Raw genomic sequence first — 20860 nt, forward strand, 5'->3', positions numbered from 1 at the left:
GAAGTTTTGAGATCCGATTCAGGACGGCGAGAACAACTGTACCAACGAGTCGAACGGGGCGAGGCGGGCGAGCCGGAACGGAGGCCCAAACCAGCCGAGCCGCATCGAAGCGACCGGTTCGTCCGGTTCGGCTAGCAAAACCGATAGACGCCGAGGAGAAATCTCGCTGTCAACGGACTTGGTGGCCATCGATTTTTTGACCGCCAGCGCTCGACGCGGGACGGGCGAACTGACCGGCCCGGGCGAACCGCGCAACGAGGCCGATCCGCCCCGGACCCGCGAGCCGGACGAGCGAGGCAAACGGGCCGAGGAAGGCGAACGAGACACGGGGACCCAACCGCCCAAACCAGTTTAGATAGTTTGGACGGATTTCCCGTATCGTCTGACGAGCGTCTCACAAAGGGCTAATGCGGATGGGCCAGACGAACCAGTTTGTATGACCGATTCGTCTCGGACGCCGACGGTGGCCGTCTCGAACCAGAAGGGGGGCGTCGGCAAGACGACCACGGCCATCAACGTGGGCGGGGCGCTGAACGAGCGGGGCAACGACGTGTTGTTCGTCGATCTCGACCCGCAGGGCAACGCCACCGAGAACCTGGGGATGATGGAGGCGTACGACGCCGAGCCGCCGACGCTGTTCGACTGTCTCACCGACCCGGAGGAGCGCGAGGCGGTCCACGACATCGTCCACGAGCACCCGGAGATGGACGTGCTGCCCTCGAACATCGACATGACCGCCGCGGAGCCGGAGCTCACGCTCTCGCGCCGGAGCGGGGAGCAGCTCGCGCTGCTGCTCGACCGCATCGAGGACGACTACGACTTCATCGTCGTCGACTGCCCGCCGAACCTCGGGAACCTGATGGACAACGCGCTGTACGCGGCGCGCAATCTCCTCATCCCTGCACTGGCCGAATCCACCAGCAAACGGGCGTTCGAACTGCTGTTCGACCACGTCGAGGCCCTGGAACTCGACTACGACATCACCATCCGCGAGCGGGGCGTCGTCGTGAACCGCATCGACGTCCGGAAGAACCAGGCGAGCGAGATGGTCGACTGGATCAACGAGGCGTTCGACGGGGTTCCCGTGTGGGAGGTCCGCGAGCGCGCGGCCGTCCAGAAGGCCCTGGAGGACGGCTCCTCGCTGCTGCAGTACGACCCCGAGTGTGACATGTGCGAGGTGTTCCTCGAGGTCGCCGCGAACCTGGAGGAGCAGTTCGCCGTCACGGAGGTGGAAGCATGAGTTACCTCACACGCACTGCGCGTGCGGAACCCACGAGCGGAGGCGTCCGCTCATGAGCGAAGAGGACCGCGCCAGCAGGCTCCGGAACCGTCGCCAGCGGGCGAAGGACAAGGCGACGGGCGACGGCGAACCGGACGAGACGGCCGAGACCGACGAGTCGGCCGAAGCGGCCAACGTAGCCGAACCATCCAAACCGTCCGAACCGGACGAGCAGGGAGAGTCGGACGAACCGGGCGAGACGGCCGAGTCGGACGAGCCGGCGGCGGACAGCTCGGTAAAGGACGAACAGGTCGGGACGTACATGTACCTCCCGCGCGAGCAGAAGAAGGAACTCGAACGGACGTACAACCTGCTGAAGGCCGAGTACGAGTTCGAGTACGACGAGGAGTTCGAGAAGAACCGCCACTTCTTCCCGCTCGTCGTCCGCCACGGGCTGGCAACGCTGGCCGACGCCGACGCGGACGACGTTCCGTCCCTGCTCGAGGACGTGTAGGGCCGCTCCGTCGCGGGGATCCCGTCACCGACCCGCAATCGATAAATCCCATTTCGCGATACCTTCTCGTGGCCGGATGAGGCCGCAGTTCGACGTTCCCGAACACGCGGTGCGTTCCGGTTACTTCCCGTTCGGGCCGGTGCGGGCTATCGGTTCACGACCGAGTGACGCGGGACCGCCAGACCTTTATCTAGCGTCACTCATCCGACGCGTGAACCGTCCTATGATCCGCCGGCTCGCGTGTCGTCCGGTGTTCGATCCGCTCGCGCCCCCCGCCGCGCGACGGGCCCGATAGCCGCAGCACCCGGGCTCGCTTCGCTACGTCCCGTAGCCGCAGTGTACCGACCGAACACACACGCATATGCCGACAGCCGCCGAGCCGCCGGCAGGTAGCCGGGGCTCGCTCGATCACGGATCGCCGCTCGACCGACGGCCGCCTCGCTCGTATCGGCCGCTCGAACCATCGTCAACGCTCGCCGGAGGTGGCCGTCCATGACCACGGCCGACACGTCCGAGGAGGACCCGTCGCTGTGGCGGAACCGCGACTTCCGGCGGTTCTTCGCCGGTCAGTTCGTGACGAACGCCGGGGACAGCCTCTACACCGTCGCCGTCCTGTGGCTCGTCTTCGAACTCAGCGGCTCGACGGTCCTCACGGGGATCGCCAACGCGCTGTTGTTGCTCCCGTGGCTCCTCCAGATGCTCGCCGGGCCGATCGTGGACCGGCTCCCGCTCAAGCCCGTCCTCGTCGGGTCGCAGGTCCTGCAGGGCGTCGTCGTGCTGGCGCTCCCGCTCGCCGCGGCGGCCGGGCGGCTGAGCGTCGGCGTCCTGTTCGCGGTCGTCCCGCTGTTGACGCTCGCGACGCTGGTGATGACACCGGTGGGGACGACGCTCGTGCCGCGCATCGTCGCCGAGGAGCGGCTCTCGCGGGCCAACTCCGCGCTCGCGACCGTCACGCTCGGGCTCGACATGGTGTTCGACGCGCTCGGCGGCGCGTTCATCTCCGCCTTCGGCGCGACGACGCTGTTCCTGTTCGACTCCGCGACGTTCGCCCTCGCTGGCCTCCTGTTCGCCGAGATCACGGTGCCGGCTGCCGACGCCACGGAGGAGCGCCCCGACCCGGCCGGCGAATCGGTGGTCGGCTCCTACGTCGCCGACCTGCGGAACGGGGTCGACGTCCTCCGCGGAACCGTCTTCGTCGAACTCGTGTTCACGACGGCGGTGCTCAACCTCGCGACCGGCGTGACGCTCGCGATCCTCCCGGCGTTCGGCGACGCGCTCGGCGGCCCCGCCGTCTACGGCCTGTTGCTCGGCGCGCTCGGCGGCGGCCGGCTCGTCGGGTCGCTCCTCGCGCCCCGCCTCGAGGCGGTCGCGTACGGCCGGCTGCTGCTCGCCGGCGACTGCCTGGCCGCGTGCTGCTGGCTTGCCGCGGTCAGTGCGCCCTCGACGGCGCTCACCGTCGCCCTGTTCGGGCTCGCGTGGGTGCCGGCGGGGGTCGCCGGCGTGCTCACGTCGACGCTGAACCAGACGGTGTTCCCGGACGACCTCCTCGGTCGCGTCTCGTCGATCAAGGGGACGGCGGCGGGGGCCACGCTGCCGCTCGGCTCGCTGATCGGCGGCGGCGTCGCCGAGGTGCTCGGCGCGACGACGACGATGGGGCTGGCCGCGCTCGGCTTCGGATTCAGCGGGCTGTACGTGCTCGTTCGCCCCCGGCTCCGCCGTCTTCCCGCGGTCGCGGACGCCGACCCGGGCGACTTCGACGTGACGGCGTCGCCGTCCCGCGACGGGGAGTGACGCGGCGCGACTCCCCCACGGACCGGTTCGAAGCGGGCTCAGGAGGACTCGTTCGACGACCCGTTGCCCGCGTCGGTCCCGCAGGCCATCAGCGTCGACACCGTCGTCACGTCGAGCCCGCCCTCGGCGTCGAGTCGGGCCGTGGTCGACGAGTCGTTACAGTCGAAGTTCCCGGGCGAGAGCGCCGCGGTGGCGACCGCGTCCGATTCGACGACTCGCAGGTCGACCCCGTAGTCCCCGCTCTCGGTGACGGTGACGATCGCCCTCGTGTCCGCCTCGAGCGTGTAGACGCCGTCGAAGCGGGTGGTCGACGGGTCGTCCACGAGGAGCCGCACGGTCCACGAGTCGTCCGTCGGGTTCTCGATGACGACGTCGTGAATGCCCTTCCCCGTGTCCGCCGGGACCGGCTCGTCACCGACCACCTGCGGGGCGAGCCCGTCACCGTCGACCCGTTCGGTCACGACGCCCGGACAGGCCATGAGCGTCGAGATCGAGGTCGAATCCAGCGATCCGTCCGCCTGCACGCCGATCCCCGTCCGCGTGTGGTTACAGGTGAACTGCTCGGTTCCGATCGTCAGCGACTCGGTCGCGTCCGTCGCGGGCAGCGCCGCCTCGACGTCGTAGGGAGCGAGGTCCGTCAGCGACGCGGCGACGGTCGCGGCGGCGGCGAGGTCGAACCGCTCGTCGAGCAGCGCGTCACCGGATCGGACGATCGAGAGCGTCGCCTCCCGCCGCTCGTCAGTCGGGTTGGTCAGCGCGACGCGGTGGGGTTTCCTGAGCCCGCGCGCTTCGAGCGCGCCCGACCCGAGCGTCCGCTCGTCCGTCTCGTCCGCCTTGACGACGGTGGGGTCCGGCATATCGGTCTCGGTGGGAGTTCCGTCCGGCGAGGTGGGAGACGTTCCGGCACCGTCCGCGTTCGTGCCGGCGTCAGCGTCGCCACCGTCTCCACCGCCGCCCGGAGTCGCTCGCGAGACACAGCCCGTCACCGCGGTCGTCAGTCCGATCCCTGCCGCCGTGCCGATGAACGCTCGTCGGTTCACACTCGCACTGTATACGGGGGTAACCATCGCCCTACCCCAGGTTCAAAGAGGGCCTTTGAGTCCCGGACGCGAGCTAGGCCGACCCGTGACGACGCCGCCGGGGTCGGTACGTCCGCCAGTACCAGAGCCCGAACAGACAGCAGGTCACGACGAGGCCGACCCAGAGGAGGACCCCGCCGGGACCGGTCGCAAAGCCGGCGAGCGCGTCCCAGAGCGTCGGCTCCGGCGGCTGCTGGAGCGGCGTCCGGACGGGCCGGACGGACGGGCGGCCGGTCCAGCGGGCGTGGACGAGCGCGCTCGCCAGGCCGAGGACGCCGAGCGCGCCGAGCGCGCGTCGGAGCGCCGTCGAGAGCGACGGGGTCGCGTGTTCGGCCCCCGCGTGGATGACGAGCGCGCTGTTGGTGGGCGCGTACACGTCCATCTCGCGGCCCTGCCCGGAGTACCACGTCTCGACGACCTCGACCAGGTCCGCGTCCACGAGGCGGTCGAGGTGGTAGCTGGCGTTCTGGACCGACGTGTCGAGGGCCGCGGCGACGTCGGAGGCCGTCCGCGGTTCCTCGTAGAGGCTCCCCAGGATCCGACGCGCCGTCGTCGAGGAGACGGCCGCGAGGACGTCGTCGGCGTCGGCGTCCGCGAAGTCGACGAGCCGCGGGTCGAGGTCGCGGCCGGCGAGGTTCTCGGTGGCTGGCTTGAGCGGGAGGAGCGACGTCATTACGGCCCGGTTCGACCCGGGGTAGTTTACACCTGCTGAACGCTCAAAGGGTTCTTTGAGTCCCGTGCCGGTGCCTTCGAGGCCGCGGACGCCGACGCGGAGACCGCCCCGACGGCCGGGGTGAACCGGTCGCTGGCTTAAATCCCCCTCCGAGCGGCGGGAGGGTGTATACCGTCACCGTTTCACACATGGGACAGTATGGCAACCGAAGGAGCGGACGGCACGCACAGACTGGAGAGCGAGCCCGCGGCGCGGAGCATCGCCGACGTCGACCTGCACGAGTTCGACGGGCGGGCGGTGGCGAAGTTCGGCTTCGCGTTCGCCGTCGGCGCGTTCTTCTTCCTCCTGCCGGTTCCCTGGCAGGGCGAGGTGACGGTCCCGTTCGACATCGTCGTGAGCTGGATCACCGGGACGTTCCCGGACGCCGTGGGGGTGTACGCGCTGGCGATCATCGTCGCCGGCGGCGTCGCCACCACCCTCGCGGAGCTCGACGACCGCGGGCTCTGGACGACCGGGTACGACCTCTCGGCCTTCGAGAGCTCGACGGTGTTCTGGGCGCTTCGCGTGCTGGGGGCCGTCCTCGCGCCGATCATGTTCCTCAAGCTCGGCCCCGCGTGGCTCCACACGCCGAGCACTGGCGGGTTCATGTGGGGGACGCTCGTCTACAGCGTGGGCGTCATCATCCCGGTCGGTGCGGTGTTCATCACCGTGTTCGTCGAGCTCGGCGGGCTGGAGTTCGTCGGCACGCTCGCCCGGCCGGTGATGAAGCCGCTGTTCAAGCTGCCGGGACGGGCCGCCCTCGACAGCCTCGCCTCGTGGGTCGGCTCCTACAGCGTCGGCCTCTACGTGACGCGCAACGTCTTCGAGCGCGGCGACTACAGCAAGCGCGACGTGTTCACCATCGCGACGTGCTTCTCGACTGTGAGCATCGGCTTCGTCGGCGTCGTCGCGGCCACGCTGGAGATGCTGGCGCTGTTCCCCGTCATCTTCGCCGCCTACTTCGTCTGTGTCGTCGTCACCGCGGCCATCCTCGTGCGGCTGCCGCCGGTCAGCACGACCCCCGAGGCGTACATCACCGACCCGGACCCCGAGGTCCCGTTCACGGGCTCGCCCGGGGAGTACGTCCGCTTCGCGGCCAGCGAGGCCGTCGGCAAGGCCGCCGAGGGCGAGACGTTCCTCGGCGCCGCAAAGCGCGGGTTCGTCGACGGGGTGCGGCTCACGAGCCTCATCCTCGGCACCATCCTCGCGGTGGGGCTGGCCGCGACGCTGCTATCGGCCAACACCCCGACGTTCGACGTCCTGGGCGCGCCGCTCGTCCCCGTCATCGCCGCGCTCGGGATCCCGAACCCCGAGGTCGTCGCGCCGGCGACCATCGTCGGCATCACCGAGATGTACGTCCCGGTCCTGCTCGTCGTGGAGGCCGACCCGATGGCCCGCTTCTTCGTCGCCGTGCTGGCCGTCTCCCAGCTCATCTTCTTCTCAAGCGTCGGACCGATGACGATGGACATGTTCTCGGACGTGCCCGTCCGGTTCCGCGATCTCGTCCTCCTGTTCGTCATGCGGACGATCATCCTCGTCCCGTTGATCGCCGGCATCACCCACCTGGTCGCGGCGATGGGGCTGCTCTAGGCGACCACGTCGACGAGCGAATCCACCAGCTTGTTCTCGGCGCGGCGGAGGTGTTCCTCGGCCGTTCGGCGCGTCACCCCCACCGCGTCGGCGATCTCGGCGGTCGTCACCGCCCGCGGGATCTCGTAGTAGCCGTTGTCGGCCGCGTACCGCAGGACCGCGGACTGCCGGTCGGTCAGGTCGGGCGCGACCCCGTGGGGCGCGAGCAGCGGGCTTCGGGGGCGGACGGAGTCGATCTTCCGCTTCGACTCGACGGTGACGGCGGCGTCGGCCGCCAGGAGGTCGTGGAAGCAGTCGGTGAGCGCTCCGGCCGACAGCGACAGCACGCGACAGATCTTGTCGCCGCCCTCGTACTCCAGCGGGTACAACAGGAGACAGCCGTGCCGGTCGAGGACCGACTCGATCAGGTCGGCCTCGTGGTCGCGGAGGCAGTCGCCGGTGACCAGCACGGTCTCCCCGCGGTTCCGGAGCCGTTCCCGGACCCCGACCGTCTCGCTCACCCGGGCTTCCACCTCGTCTGCCGCCTCCGCGGAGACGTGGAGCAGGTCGCAGTGGCGGTTACACCAGAGTTCGATGCTCGCGGCCGTGCCCGCCGTCGCGTCGGCGTACGCCGACCGCCCGGTGATGCGCAGCGTCGCCTCGTACATGCACGGGAGCGCGGCCCGACGGTACATAAATGACACTCCGAACGGAGGGCCGAACGGTATCCGCCCACGTGTGCAACTAGCACGACATGGCAGGCCAGCAGGAACGGACCGACGCCGCGGATCGCATCGGCGAGCCGAGCGAGCAGTGGCGCGGCTACCGGGGCGCGCCCACCGGCACCGACATCGAGTGCGAGGGCTGGCGACAGGAGGCGGCGCTCCGCATGCTGAACAACAACCTCGACCCCGAGGTCGGCGAGGACCCGGAGAACCTCGTCGTCTACGGCGGCACCGGCCGCGCCGCCCGGTCGTGGGACGCCTACGACGCCATCCTCGACCAGCTTCGGGGCCTGGCGGACGACGAGACGCTGCTCGTCCAGTCCGGCAAGCCGGTCGGGCGGTTCAAGACCCACGAGCGCGCGCCGCGGGTGCTCATCGCCAACTCCAACCTCGTCGGGAAGTGGGACGACTGGGAGCACTTCCACGAACTCGAGGCGCAGGGGAAGATCATGTACGGCCAGATGACCGCCGGCTCGTGGGCCTACATCGGCACGCAGGGCATCATCCAGGGCACCTACGAGACGCTCGCGGAACTCGCCCGCCGGGAGTACGACGGCGACCTCGCGGGGCGGACGGTCGTCACCGGCGGGCTCGGCGGGATGAGCGGCGCACAGCCGCTCGCGGTGACGATGAACCGGGGCGTCTGCATCGCAGCCGAGGTGAAGGGCGACCGCATCGACCGCCGCCTGGAGACCGACTATCTGATGGAGCGCGTCGACGACCTCGACGAGGCGATGGCCCGCGCCGCGGACGCGGCCGAGGCCGGCGAGCCGTACAGCGTCGGCATCGAGATGAACGTCGTGGACATGCTGGAGACGATGCGCGCGGAGGGGTTCGTCCCGGACGTCGTCACCGACCAGACGAGCGCGCACGACGAACTGGAGGGCTACTACCCGGCCGGCTACTCGGTGGCGGAGGCCGACGACCTCCGGGAGTCCGACCCCGAGCGCTACGTCGCCGAAAGCCTGGACACGATGGAGCGACACCTCGACGCCATCCTCGCGCTCCGGGACGAGGGCGCGGTCGCGTTCGAGTACGGCAACAACCTGCGCGGGCAGGTCCGCGAGCACCGCGGCCGCGAGGACGCGTTCGACTACCCGGGATTCGTCCCGGCGTACATCCGTCCGATGTTCTGTCGCGGCCGCGGCCCGTTCCGGTGGGCCGCCCTCTCGGGAGACCCCGCCGACATCCACCGCACTGACGAGGCGGTGACGGAGCTGTTCCCCGACAAGGACGCGCTCCGCCGCTGGATCGACCTCGCGCAGGAACAGGTGTCGTTCCAGGGGCTCCCCTCCCGGGTGTGCTGGCTCGGCTACCAATCGAACGACGACGGCCTCACCGAGCGCGCGGAGTTCGCGCTCGAAATCAACGAGCTGGTCGCCGACGGCGAGATCAGCGCGCCGATTGTCGTCACCCGCGACCACCTCGACGCGGGCTCGGTCGCCTCGCCGAACCGGGAGACCGAGGCGATGAAGGACGGCACCGACGCGGTCGCAGACTGGCCCATCTTGAATGCCTTGCTGAACTGTGCCGCGGGCGCGGACATCGTCTCGGTCCACGACGGCGGCGGCGTCGGCATCGGCAACGCGCTCCACGCGAACAACCACGTCGTCCTCGACGGCTCCGAGCTCGCGGCAGAGAAGGCGCGACGCGTGTTCACCACCGACCCCGGAATGGGCGTGATCCGCCACGCTGACGCGGGCTACGAGGACGCCCTCGAGGAGGCCGAGCGGTCGGACGTCACGGTCCCGATGCGGGAGGAGCGATGACCCTCCGCGCGCCGCCCGACTGGCTCGGCCCGTCGGACGACCCGAACGACGCGCAGTTCGGCGACGTCGTCAAGCCGACGGCGCTCGCGGACGCCGACGAGTACGACGCGGTCCTCGTCGGCGAGCCGTACGACGGCGCCGTCATCGGCCGGCGCGGTGCCGCCGGAGCCCCGAGCGCGATCCGCGAGTCGCTGGCGGGCGCGAAGGCACACCACTACGAGGCCGGACCGGTGACGGGCGTCGGCGACCTGGGCGACGTCGAGATTCCGGGCAGCGCCGACGGACGGGGAGACGCAGGGACGGACGCGGGAGTGGGCGAACCGGACGTCGCCGCGGTCCAGGAGGCCGTCGCCGAGACGACCCGCGAGGTCCACGCGGCCGACGCGCTCCCCGTCTTTCTGGGCGGCGACAACTCGCTCACGGTTCCGAACGTGCTGCCGCTGCTGGACGGGGCGGGCGCCGTCGGGGACGGGGTGGCCGCCGGCGCGGCGGAGCCGAGCGTCGGCGTCGTCAGCCTCGACGCACACCTCGACTGCCGGGAGCCGACCGACGGCCCGACGAGCGGCACGCCGTACCGGCAGCTGTTCGACGCCGGGCTGGACGCGCTCTCGGTCGTCGGCGCGCGCCACTTCGAGACGTCGACCGCCTACGCCGAGTTCCTCGCCGGGCGCGACGGCACCGTGTTCACGCCGCGGGACGTCCGGGCCGACCCGGCGGGCATCGCCGACGCCGCCGTCGAGGCGCTCGGCGACGTCGATCAGGTGTACGTCAGCCTCGACGTCGACGTGCTCGACGGGGCCGCCGCGCCCGGCGTGAGCGCGCCGACTCCCGGCGGAGTTCGGACGGCAGAACTGTACGAACTGGTCGGGAGCCTCGTCCGCGACGGGCGCGTCGTCGGCGTCGAGGTCGTGGAGTGCGCGCCGCCGCTCGACCGCGACGGCCGGACGGTGACGGCGGCCTCGCGTGCGGTCGCCCACGCGCTCGCCGGGGTGACCGCCCGTGCGTGAGGAGTCGGGTTCCGGCGAGTCGGCGACGGCGGGGAGCGAACCGCCGGAACGCACGGTCGTCCACGGCGCCTCGGAACTCGTCGTCGGCCCGGACGACGGCGTCGAAGTCGAGACGATCACGGACGGGGCGTTCGCCGCCGAGGACGGCCGCGTCGTCGCCATCGGCACGACCGACGAGGTGCTGCGCGAGTACCCCGCCGGGAGCGCCGACGTCGCCGTCGACGCCGACGGTCGCCTGGTGACGCCGGGGTTCGTCGACCCGCACTCCCACGCCGTCTTCGCCGGCGACCGGACCGACGAGTTCGCGGCGAAGTTGCGGGGCAAATCCTACGAGGACATCCTCGCCGAGGGCGGCGGCATCCTCCGCACGGTGAGAGCGGTCCGCGAGGCCGACGAGGCGACGCTGACCGCGAACCTGCTCGAGCACCTCGACGTCATGCTCGCGCACGGCACCACCACGGTCGAGGTCAAGAGCGGCTACGGCCTCTCGACCGAGTCCGAACTGAAACTGCTCCGCGCCATCGACGCGGCCGCCGAAGCGCACCCGGTCTCGGTCGTGCCGACGTTCATGGGCGCGCACGCGGTCCCCGATGGCGACGACGCCGAGGCGTACACCCGACGGGTCGTCGACGAACAGATACCGGCCGTCGCCGAGCAGGGCATCGCGGACTTTTGCGACGTGTTCTGCGAGCGCGGCGTGTTCTCGGCGGACCAGTCGCGCCGGATCCTGGAGGCGGGACGGGAGGCCGGCCTGACGCCGAAGATCCACGCCGACGAGTTCGCCGACGTGGGGGCGACGGGGGTCGCCGCCGACGTCGGCGCGGCGAGTGCGGACCACCTCCTCCGGACCGACGACGACGGTGCCGACCGACTCGTCGAGGCGGGCGTGACGCCCGTCCTGCTGCCCGGAACGGCGTTCGCGCTCGGCGAGGCGTACGCCGACGCCCGCCGGTTCCTCGACGCCGGAACGCCGGTCGCGCTCGCAACCGACTTCAACCCGAACTGCTTCGCCCGCAGCATGGGCTTCGTCGCCACGCTCGGCTGCGTCGGGATGGGGATGACGCCGGCCGAGTCGGTCCGGGGGGTCACGCACGCCGCAGCGGAAGCGCTCGACCGGGCGGACGGGGCGGGCGGCGTCGGGACGCTCCGCCCCGGCGCACCCGCTGACGCGGTCGTCCACGGCGTAGGGAAACTCGTGGACGTCCCGTACAGCCTGGACGTGAACACGGTCGAGACGGTGCTCTCGAAGGGGAGTCGCGTCGTCGCGGACGGGAGGGTCGCCCGTGAGTGAGACCGAGGTCGTCCTCGACGGCGACTCGCTCACGCCCGAGGAGGTCCGCGCGGTCGCCCGCGACCGTGTGGCCGTCCGAATCGCGGACGCGGCACGGGAATCGGTCCGCGAGGCCCGCGAGCGTGTCGTCTCGGCCGTCGACTCGGGCGAGGCGGTGTACGGGCTCAACACCGGCTTCGGCCACCTCGTCGACACGCGGATCGACCCCGAGGACGTGGAGGCGCTCCAGACGAACCTCGTCCGCAGCCACGCGGCCGGCGTCGGCAGGCGGCTGACCGACGAGGAGGTCCGCGGCCTGATGCTCACGCGGGTCAACGCGCTCGTGAAGGGCTACTCGGGCGTCCGCGAGGTCGTGGTCAACCACCTCGTGGCGATGCTCAACGAGGGCATCCACCCGGTCGTCCCGGCCCAGGGGAGCCTCGGCGCGAGCGGCGACCTCGCGCCGCTCGCGCACGTCGCGATCGTCCTGCTCGGGGAGGGGACGGCGACGGTGGACGAGGAGGACGGTGCCGGCGGCGAGGGCGACGACGTGGCGGGCGGCGCCGAAACGAGCGACCGGACGGAACTGTCGGGGGCGGACGCGCTCGCCAGCGCCGGCCTCGACCCGCTCCGACTCGCACCCAAGGAGGGGCTCGCGCTCATCAACGGGACGCAACTCACCGTCGCGCTCGCCGCGCTGCTCGTCGTCGACGCCGAGCGCGTCCTCGACGCGGCCGACGCCGCGGGGGCGCTCACGACCGAGGTGACGATGTCCACGACGGCCAACTGCGATCCCGCAGTGACCGACGTCCGGCCCCACGCGGGCCAGGCCCAGAGCGCGGCCAACGTCCGCCGGTTCACCGCCGGCTCCGAGGTCATCGAGTCCCACCGCAACTGCGACCGGGTGCAAGATGCGTACTCCATCAGGTGTCTCCCGCAGGTCCACGGCGCGGTCCGGGACGCGGTCGCCCACCTACGCGAGGCCGTCGAGGTCGAGTTGAACAGCGCGACCGACAACCCGCTCGTGTTCCCGCCCGAGGCGGTCGCGGGGCGGGCCAGCGGCGGCGACGACGCGGCGGTGCTCTCGGCGGGCAACTTCCACGGCGCGCCGCTGGCCCACCTGCTCGACTACGTCGCCGCCGCGCTGACCGACCTGACGGCCATCTGTGAGCGCCGGGTCGACCGCATGCTCAACCCGGAACTCCAGGAGGACCACCTCCCGCCGTTCCTCGCCGAGCGGAGCGGGCTCCAGTCGGGGTACATGATCGCACAGTACACCGCCGCGGCGCTGCTGAACGAGTGCCGCTCGCTCGGCCGGGCCGCCACGGACTCGACGCCCGTCAGCGGCGGCCAGGAGGACCACGTCAGCATGAGCGGACAGGCGGCGCTGCACGCCCGGACGGTCGCGGGGAACGCCGCGACGGTCGTCGGCGTCGAACTCGTCTGTGGCGCGCAGGCGGCCGAGTTCCTCGATTCGGACCTCACGCTCGGCGACGGCACCGCCGCTGCCTACCGGACCGTCCGCGAAGTCGTCCCGCCACTGGAGACCGACAGGCCGCTCGACGCGGACCTGCGGGCGGGCGAGCGGCTGGTGGCGAGCGGAGCGATCCGGGACGCGGTGACGGCTGCCGCGTCGGCCGACGCCGAGTGACGGCGGCGATGGGAGCCGGGGCGGAGCCCGCGAGCCGCCGGATCGCCCCGCCGGGTCCGAACCCCCACGAACGCTGCCGGGTGCCAACGATTTATGCGCCGCCGTCGTCGCCGAGTTCGTATGCCACCGTCCCCGCCCGCGACCGAGCGCCGCCCCGTGACCGAGACCCTCCACGGCGAGGAGGTGACTGACCCGTACCGCTGGCTGGAGGAGGGGAGCGAGGCGATCGAAGCGTGGGTCGAGGCCCAGAACGAGTACGCCGACGGCTTCCTCGGCGGGGACACCGCCGAGGCGCTCGGCCCCCGGTTCGAGGAGCTGGCGCGCGTGACCGACCACGGCGCGGTCACCGCCCGCGGCGGGCGCTACTTCCAGACCGTCGAGGGCCCGGAGCAGGACCACGGCGTGCTGTTCGTCCGCGAGTCGTTCGACGAGGAGCCGCGGGGGCTCGTCGACCCGAACGCCTTCGAGGCCGAGGCCGCCTCGATGAACTGGTACGTCGTCGGCCCCGACGGCGACCGCGTCGCCTACGGCTACGACGAGGGCGGCGAGGAGCAGTACGACGTGCGCGTCGTCGACGTCGGCTCGGGGACGGTGACCGAGGAGATACCGGGGCTCGGCCGCGTGAACCCCGGCGGGTTCGCGTGGACCGACGACGGCTTCTACTACGTCGCCACCGGCGACGTCGGCGGCGGCGGCCAACTGGAGAAGGCACTGTACTACCACGAACACGGTACCGACCCCGACGACGACCCGTTCGTCACGGACGCGTTCGGCGAGCACGACTGGCCGCAACTGGAGTTCGACGACGAGTCCGGCACCCTGCTCGCGGCGGTCCACGAGGGCACGGCGAACTCGGAGGTGTTCCTGGTCGACGTCGACGCCGCGGAGTCGGGTGACGGGTCCGATGGCTCGGACGAAAGTACGACGGGCGGAAGCACGATGGACGGGAGCGCGCTCGTACCCCTGATCACCGACGCGGACGGCACGTTCCGCCCGCACGTCCACGACGGGACGGTCCACTTCGTGACGAACTACGGGGCCGCGTTCTCGCGGGTGCTCTCGGTGCCGGCCGCGGAAATGGCGGCGCTCGCGGCCGACGGGGGCGACGCCGACGCTGCCGATGATCCCGAAACCGCGGGAGGCGGGCTGCTCGACCCGAGCGCGCTGACCGAGACGGTCCCCGAGACCGACGGCGTGCTCCAGGGGATCGCCTTCGCCGGCGACCGCCTGCTCGCCCACCACATGCACGACGTCAGTTCGGAGCTCACAGTGTGGGCCGACGGCGAAGCGGTGGAGCGGATTCCGACGCCCGAGTTCTGCAGCGTCGCCGGCGTCTCGGGCGACGAGTCGGGCGGGGACGGCGAGACGGCCGGGGACGGCACGACGACCGTGGACGACGAGGTGTTCTACGTCGAATCGACGTTCGACGCGCCCTCGCGGGTCCGGCGCTACGACTTCGGGACCGGCGAGGCCGAGACGCTCGCGCGGGCCGACGTCTCGTACGAGGTCGACGTGGCCGTCTCCCAGGAGTTCTTCGAGTCGACCGACGGGACGGCGGTGCCGGCGTTCGTCGTCCACCGCGAGGGGCTCGAGCCCGACGGCGACGCGCCGACGGTGCTGTACGGCTACGGCGGCTTCCGCATCCCGCAGACGCCCGGCTTCGATCGCTTCCGCGGGCCGTTCCTCGCGGCCGGCGGCGTGTTCGTCGTGGCGAACCTGCGCGGCGGGAGCGAGTACGGCGAGCCCTGGCACGAGGCGGGCATGCGCGGGCGCAAGCAGACCGTCTTCGACGACTTCTACGCGGTCGCGGAGGGGCTGATCGATGCGGGCTACACGAACACCGACCGGCTCGCGGCCTACGGCGGGTCGAACGGCGGCCTGCTCACGGGCGCTGCCGTGACCCAGCGGCCCGGCCTCTGGGGCGCGGTGCTCTCGACGGTGCCGCTGCTCGACATGCTCCGATTCCACCGGTTCCTGCTCGGCGAGTACTGGACCGTCGAGTACGGCAGCCCCGACGACCCGGACGACTTCGCGTACCTCCGCGAGTACTCGCCGTACCACAACGTCGCCGAGCGGGCGTACCCGCCGACGATGTTCAAGACCGCCGCGGGCGACACCCGAGTCCACCCCGGCCACGCGCGCAAGATGACCGCGCTGATGCAGGAGCGAAACACGGGCGACGCGCCAGTCGTCCTCCGGACCGAGACCGACACGGGTCACGGCGTCGGCAAGCCGACCGAGATGATCGTCCGCGAGCAGGTCGAGCAGTGGACGTGGCTGTGCGACCGGCTCGGCGTCGACGTCGGCCAGTAGCGGGCACCTGGCGTGGGGATTGGCGGGGGACGCACCCAGGTTGCGGTCGTGAGGTCGGCTGCCCCCCGACAGTCACCAGGGCGCGTCGGCCTCCCCCGAGTCGACGAACTCGAACAGGTCGTCGAACTCGGCCGGGAGCGACGCCGTCAGGTTCCCCGCCGGGCGCGTGTCCTATTTCACCCTTCGGACCGAATCGGTCCCGAGGACGAGCGCGCATGTTCCGCGACCGGACCGACGCGGGCGAACGGCTCGCACGGCTGCTCCGCGACCGGGGGGTCCGTGCCGACCTCGTGCTGGCGATCCCGCGCGGCGGGCTCCCGGTCGCGCGGCCGGTCGCGGACGCGCTTGGCGCGCCGCTCGACGTCGTCGTCGCCAAGAAACTCGGCGCGCCGGGCAACCCCGAGTTCGCCATCGGCGCGGCAGCCTCGGACGGGAGCGTCTGGCTGAACCGGGACGCGATCGCCCGGCTCGGCATCTCCGAGCGCCACGTCGAACGCGAGCGGCGGGTCGCCGCGAGGGCCGCCCGGACCAGAGAGGCGGCGTACCGCACCGGCGGCCCGCCGGACGTTCGGGGCGCGTCGGTCGTCCTGGTCGACGACGGCGTCGCGACGGGCGCGACCGTCACCGCCTGCCTCCGGCTGCTCGCGGCGCGGGGGGCCGGACGCGTCGTGCTCGCGGTCCCGGTCGGTCCCCCGGACACCCTCGATCGGCTGGCGGGCGAGGCCGACGAGGTGATCGTGGTCGAGTCGCCGCCCCATTTCGGTGCCGTCGGCCAGTTCTACCGGCGGTTCGAGCAGGTCTCCGACGGGGAGGCGATGGCGATCCTCGGCGGTGCGTCCTGACGGGCGGCCGGTCGGAGATCCCGGAGGCGGCCACGAGCGACGAGACGCGTCGGCACGTTGTGAGGAGACGCGTCGACACGAATCGTGAGACGGTGCTCACGCGCGACCGTTCATAAAACGCCCGGCGGGCGCGGACGCCTCGGACGAGTCCCGGACTGTGGGGTCCGTGACGCCGAGTACGCACGTCGCGCCGTCTCCGGGCGGGTCGGTTCGAAAAGGTGCCGGATGGGGTGGATGCCGGGTACGGCACCTGATGTGGGGTCGTCGACGGTACAGGGGGGAACGACCGTCGAATCTCGCTCCGCAGGTCGCCACCGACTCCTTCGGAAGGCGTTCGCGCTCCGGGCCAGGCACGCGAGGCCCTCCGACGGCCGGTAGCGTCTATCCGTACAGCCGATTCCCCCATTGTTATACGGGTTGTACCGCGCCGACATGTCTCCGGCGAGTCTCTGTCCGAACCTGCCAGCGTGCGAGGGGCCTCGGCGCCGGTCGGACACACCTCTTTTCGAGTGCTCTCCCGCGGCCTCAGCCCTCGGGAGGAGCCCCGTTCGACGCTCTCGGCCGTCGTGGGGGCCTGCGAGCACTCGAAAACCGGTGTTCGGTCGCTCGCGGGAGGCTACCGAATGCGTTCGGTTCGGATCGGAACACCGGTTTTCGAGTGCTTTGGACGGCGGTTTCGATGGATAGGGGAGTCCTAGCCGGAAGTAAGCATTTGAAAACTGGTGTGTTCTCGCGGGTGAGGGGTCTCCCCGTCCGTCGGCCGAGTCGGTCGAACGGCCCCGATCGGGGTCACTCCTCGGAGAGGCCCGCCCGCACGAGGATGCTGTCGAGTTCCAGTTCGACGCCGGCGGTCGGGAGCTCCGAGCTGTCGATGGCGTCCTCGACCTGTCGGACGGTGAGCGCTTCGGACAGTTCGTACGTGTTGTACTGGCCGCCGCGGAGCCCCTCGTTGTTCTGGAACGACTGGAGGAATCCGAGCATGTCGAGCCGCGTCAGGTGGTTGTACATCCCGCGCTGGCTCAGCGGGTCGTCGCCGGCGGCCGAGGCGAGCTGCTCGTAGATGGCGTGGATGGCCTTCGTCCGGACCGGCGTGCGACCGTCCGCCTCCAGGCGGGCGACGGCGTCGATGATGAGCTGCTTGTGCTGGTCCTGGTCGATGATCGACTCCACCATGTCGCCGTAGTCGAGCTCCTCCTTGGCGGCGTACACGTCGCTCGGCGCGATCGGCATGTTCCCGGCGTTCTCGGCGTGCTCGGCGGCCTGTTTCAGCAGGTCCATCGCGCGCCGCGCGCTCCCGGATGAGTTCCGCATGGCGAGGGCCGCACACAGCGAGAGCACCTCCTTGTCGTACGTCTCGTCGTGGAGCGCGTTGTTCGCGCGGGCGGCGATGATCTCCTCGAGCTCGTCCGCGCTGTAGGCCGGGAACTTGATCTCCGTCTCACAGAGCGTGTCGCGCACCTTCGGCGAGAGGTTCGAGCGGAACGTGTAGTCGTTGCTGATGCCGATGAGCCCGATTCGGGTGTCCTCGACGTAGCCGATGTCGCGGGCCCGCGGCAGGTCGTACAGCAGCGTGTCGCTCTCGCCGACGCGGTCGACCTCGTCGAGCACGATGAGCACCGTGCCGCCGATGTCGTCCAGTTCCTCGTAGAGCATCGAGTACACCTCCCGGGAGGCGTACCCCGTCGAGGCGATCTGGTCGTCCCGGAACTCGTTGACGAGCGCGATGGCCACCTGATAGGAGGAGGCCGTGCCGTCCGAGGGCGCGATGTTCTGACAGTTGATGCGGACGTGCGTGAACGCCCGCTGCTCGTCGGGCGACCTGTCCGCGTTGCGCTCGCGGATGTCCGACTCCAGCTCCCGAAGCAGATACTTCGTCGCCGCCGTCTTCCCGACGCCCGTGTCCCCGTAGAGAAACGCGTTCCGCGGCGGTCGCCCCTTGTAGACGGGCTTCAGCGCGTTCACGTAGTTCTGCATGACTTCGTCGCGGCAGAGGATCTCCTCGGGGGTGTGCTCCTCCGTGAAGAGGTCGGCATCGCGGATGATCTCCACGTCGTCCTCGAAGATGGAGTTCGACCCCATTGACACGCGTGTCGGCCACCGGGGGGATAAAGCTAGGTGTTACGAGTGCTTTCGAGTGCTTTCAAGTGCTCACCGGTCGTTTCGAGTGCTCTGCGAGTGAGTGCAAGTGACTGCGAGTGACTGCGACTGCTCCCCGATTCGCCCCCGTTCGCCCCGGAATCGGCGGGTGTCCCACACCGATTTTCGAGTGCTCGGCGGACGGCGACGGTGGCCGGCGGCATCGAGCAGCGTGTTCCCACCTCGCTTGACGATCGAACCGCCCGCGGTCAACGGTCGGTGTAGGGCCGGTACGGCCCGGTTATGCCGGCCGTGCGAAAAGTTCTCCAGGTGCGTTCGCGAACGTGACGGCGAGGGCGCCGGACGCACACCGGTTTTCGAGTGCTCGGGAGTGTGAGCCGGCGTCTGCCGTGCGTCTTGCGCCGCCGGCGATCCCGTCACGGTCGGGTCAGTTTCGACCCATAGGAGCCGGATCGAAGCCGTCGTGTCCGTTCGTTGGTAACTGAGGCGAGCAGAGTGCGTGGCGGCTTCCTCGAGGTCACACCGATTCGTCTCGCGGTGTCACTCCCGGGAGTGTCACTCTGAGGAGTCACCGTGCCCGAGTCGTCGCGTCAGGAGAGCTTCGTCCGAGGAAAGTTCGTCAGGAGAACGTCGCAGGGAAAACTCCGTCAGGGAACCATAGCGTTGTTGCTGTGTCGGGAGTGCCGCACCGTGATCGTCACGTCATGTCGGTCGGTCGGTGCGTGGATGGTGGTTTGTCGACGACGGGACGGGAGTAGGCACGTCGTCGGTCGGTGATCGGACCGCCCGGGCGAGCAGGCTGGGGAAATCGGGAGGGGAGGGGAGGGAACCGTGATGCGACGGACGGACGCGTACCGTCCCACACCGGTTTTCGAGTGCTATCGGTCGGTCGGTTCGGCGGCCTCTCGTCGATCGCAGGCCGTCTCGGTTGTACGGTTATAAAGAGCGGCTCGGATGCACGTAACGTTAGTGACTCGAGTTCGAATAATCGCATGGAGGCATCCCGTCTCTAATCTGTTAACACTCCACTACTACTAGACTAGTAGAAAAGGATATAATATATTGGAATGGGGCCAGCGTTCCAGTCGATGGATTCGCGGTTGCCGCCCGGATTCGCCGGCCTCGTCAACCCGCCACCGCACGATCGGTACCCTCGCTTCGACAGCAAAAGCACTCGCAAACTGGTGTGAGGGTGTCCCCGTCGACGCCATCGTGCTCCGGGCACGTCACTCTCGGAACGTCTCCCCGTGGGAGTCCGAGCGACGGGCCACGACGGACGGCGACGGACCTGGACCGGGTGAACGTCCCGTCGATGGACGGCCGGCGGCCGGGTCGACACACCGGTTTTCGAGTGCTATCGTGGCCGGACCGCGGCAGTCGTCGTCGCGACCGGACGGCTGGTGGCCCGACGAGACGGTTCGCTCGTGCTCGCCGCGGGACGCGAGCGACACCTCGACGGCCGACCGGGGACGGGGGCGCCCGGCGGACTCGGGACGACGTGGCGGACTCGAGACGACGTCACCCCACGCCGAGCCGATCCCGTTCCCAGCGCACCCGCTCTTCGGCGCGTTCGCGGCCGACGGGCGTGAGTTCGTAGGCGTTCGTCCGCCGGTCGATCTCCCCTTTCACGACCAGGTTCGCCTCGACGAGTTCGTTCAAATTCGGGTAGAGCAACCCGTGGCTCACCGATCGCTCGAACGTTCGCTCGACCTCCTCCGCGATCGTCCTGCCCGAGGGTCGGTCGAGCCCCGGAATCGTGTACAGGAGGTCCCGCTGGAACCCCGACAGCTCGCCCAGGAGCGGATCGCTCACGGACGCCCTCCGCCGCGGCTCGGCTGTTCGACGTGACGCCGGACCGACGTCGGACCGTGCGCTGCTCGGTGAAACGGTCGGGTCATCGTGGAGCAACTTCGACGCAGCGGTACTTAGTTCGTGTGCCATCTCGTCACAATGGGGGTGGGCCCCGAGCACCCGAACCTCGTGCCCGGGGAGGGGGGAATGCGGCCGGTTCGGGAGAGCCGGTACCGAGTCACACCGATGACGAGGAACGTGACGACCTCGGGCGGTCGACAGCGTCCCCGAACCGGGACCACGGCTCCGCATCGACCTCCGGCGGGCGGAGCGTGGCTGTTCCGCAGGCAGGCTTTGCACAACGGGACGGATAAACCTTGCTAGCGTACCACACGGGGGACAGTCACGTTCGCTGTGAGGAACGTCAACGGCACCGTTTCGAGCGAGGGGCGCTCGTTTCCGTACCGACCGGGCGCCGTCGCTTCGGGAGCGAACGACGCGGAGCCGCCCG

At 70.4% G+C, this 20860-nt stretch carries 15 protein-coding genes; 10 read left to right on the top strand and 5 right to left on the bottom strand.

Annotated features, from left to right (window positions below; translation table 11 throughout):
• The first annotated feature begins 436 nt into the window (after positions 1-436).
• From RJT50_RS17730 to RJT50_RS17740, 3 genes are all read left to right on the top strand, one after another.
• Positions 437-1240 carry a ParA family protein gene (locus tag RJT50_RS17730; RefSeq protein WP_313696244.1) on the top strand — a complete coding sequence of 268 codons (804 nt, stop codon included), beginning with the start codon at positions 437-439 and terminating at the stop codon, positions 1238-1240.
• Between the two features lie 52 nt (positions 1241-1292).
• Positions 1293-1733 (top strand): DUF8160 family protein, encoded by a 441-nt coding sequence (locus tag RJT50_RS17735; protein ID WP_313696245.1) that lies wholly within the window; start codon positions 1293-1295, stop codon positions 1731-1733.
• A gap of 492 nt (positions 1734-2225) precedes the next feature.
• Positions 2226-3524, top strand: coding sequence for an MFS transporter (locus tag RJT50_RS17740; protein ID WP_313696246.1), 1299 nt, complete (start codon positions 2226-2228; stop codon positions 3522-3524).
• Between the two features lie 38 nt (positions 3525-3562).
• On the opposite strand, the gene RJT50_RS17745 is transcribed toward RJT50_RS17740, so the two are convergent.
• Both RJT50_RS17745 and RJT50_RS17750 read right to left on the bottom strand, forming a co-directional pair.
• Positions 3563-4381 carry a hypothetical protein gene (locus RJT50_RS17745; RefSeq protein WP_313696247.1) on the bottom strand — a complete coding sequence of 273 codons (819 nt, stop codon included), beginning with the start codon at positions 4379-4381 and terminating at the stop codon, positions 3563-3565.
• 256 nt (positions 4382-4637) lie between these two features.
• A complete protein-coding gene (locus tag RJT50_RS17750) occupies positions 4638-5276 on the bottom strand; it encodes an ArsR/SmtB family transcription factor (protein ID WP_313696248.1) in 639 nt (212 codons plus the stop codon).
• 198 nt (positions 5277-5474) lie between these two features.
• On the opposite strand from RJT50_RS17750, the gene RJT50_RS17755 reads away from it, so the two are divergent.
• On the top strand, positions 5475-6905 hold the full coding sequence (locus RJT50_RS17755) for a YjiH family protein (RefSeq protein WP_313696249.1): 1431 nt from the start codon (positions 5475-5477) through the stop codon (positions 6903-6905).
• Here RJT50_RS17755 and RJT50_RS17760 read toward each other — a convergent pair.
• On the bottom strand, positions 6902-7552 hold the full coding sequence (locus tag RJT50_RS17760; RefSeq protein ID WP_313696321.1) for a helix-turn-helix domain-containing protein: 651 nt from the start codon (positions 7550-7552) through the stop codon (positions 6902-6904). The two genes, RJT50_RS17755 and RJT50_RS17760, sit on opposite strands and share 4 nt — an antisense overlap.
• A gap of 86 nt (positions 7553-7638) precedes the next feature.
• Here RJT50_RS17760 and hutU point away from each other — a divergent pair, with 86 nt between their 5' ends.
• The 6 genes from hutU (at position 7639) to RJT50_RS17790 (ending at position 16461) form a co-directional block, all read left to right on the top strand.
• Entirely contained in the window at positions 7639-9378 is a 1740-nt protein-coding gene (gene hutU / locus RJT50_RS17765) for a urocanate hydratase (protein WP_313696250.1), read from the top strand.
• Entirely contained in the window at positions 9375-10385 is a 1011-nt protein-coding gene (hutG, locus tag RJT50_RS17770; RefSeq protein WP_313696251.1) for a formimidoylglutamase, read from the top strand. The genes hutU and hutG overlap by 4 nt, the downstream gene beginning before the upstream one ends.
• The gene (gene hutI / locus RJT50_RS17775) at positions 10378-11676 is read left to right on the top strand and encodes an imidazolonepropionase (RefSeq protein WP_313696252.1); all 1299 of its coding nucleotides are present in this window, start codon (positions 10378-10380) and stop codon (positions 11674-11676) included. Before hutG ends, hutI begins: the two co-directional genes overlap by 8 nt.
• Positions 11669-13306: a histidine ammonia-lyase gene (gene hutH / locus RJT50_RS17780; protein ID WP_313696253.1), complete on the top strand. Its 1638-nt coding sequence runs from the start codon at positions 11669-11671 to the stop codon at positions 13304-13306. The genes hutI and hutH overlap by 8 nt, the downstream gene beginning before the upstream one ends.
• 120 nt (positions 13307-13426) lie before the next feature.
• On the top strand, positions 13427-15619 hold the full coding sequence (locus tag RJT50_RS17785) for a prolyl oligopeptidase family serine peptidase (protein WP_313696254.1): 2193 nt from the start codon (positions 13427-13429) through the stop codon (positions 15617-15619).
• Positions 15620-15834: 215 nt separating this feature from the next.
• Positions 15835-16461 (top strand): phosphoribosyltransferase, encoded by a 627-nt coding sequence (locus tag RJT50_RS17790; RefSeq protein ID WP_313696255.1) that lies wholly within the window; start codon positions 15835-15837, stop codon positions 16459-16461.
• 789 nt (positions 16462-17250) lie between these two features.
• Here the strand turns inward: RJT50_RS17790 and RJT50_RS17795 are convergent.
• Complete coding sequence (locus RJT50_RS17795; protein WP_313696256.1) at positions 17251-18540, bottom strand: Cdc6/Cdc18 family protein; 1290 nt, start codon at positions 18538-18540, stop codon at positions 17251-17253.
• 1536 nt (positions 18541-20076) lie between these two features.
• On the bottom strand, positions 20077-20355 hold the full coding sequence (locus tag RJT50_RS17800) for a helix-turn-helix transcriptional regulator (RefSeq protein WP_313696322.1): 279 nt from the start codon (positions 20353-20355) through the stop codon (positions 20077-20079).
• Positions 20356-20860 lie beyond the last annotated feature (505 nt).

It is taken from the genome of Halobaculum sp. XH14, from assembly GCF_032116555.1.
Lineage (GTDB): Archaea > Halobacteriota > Halobacteria > Halobacteriales > Haloferacaceae > Halorarum > Halorarum halobium.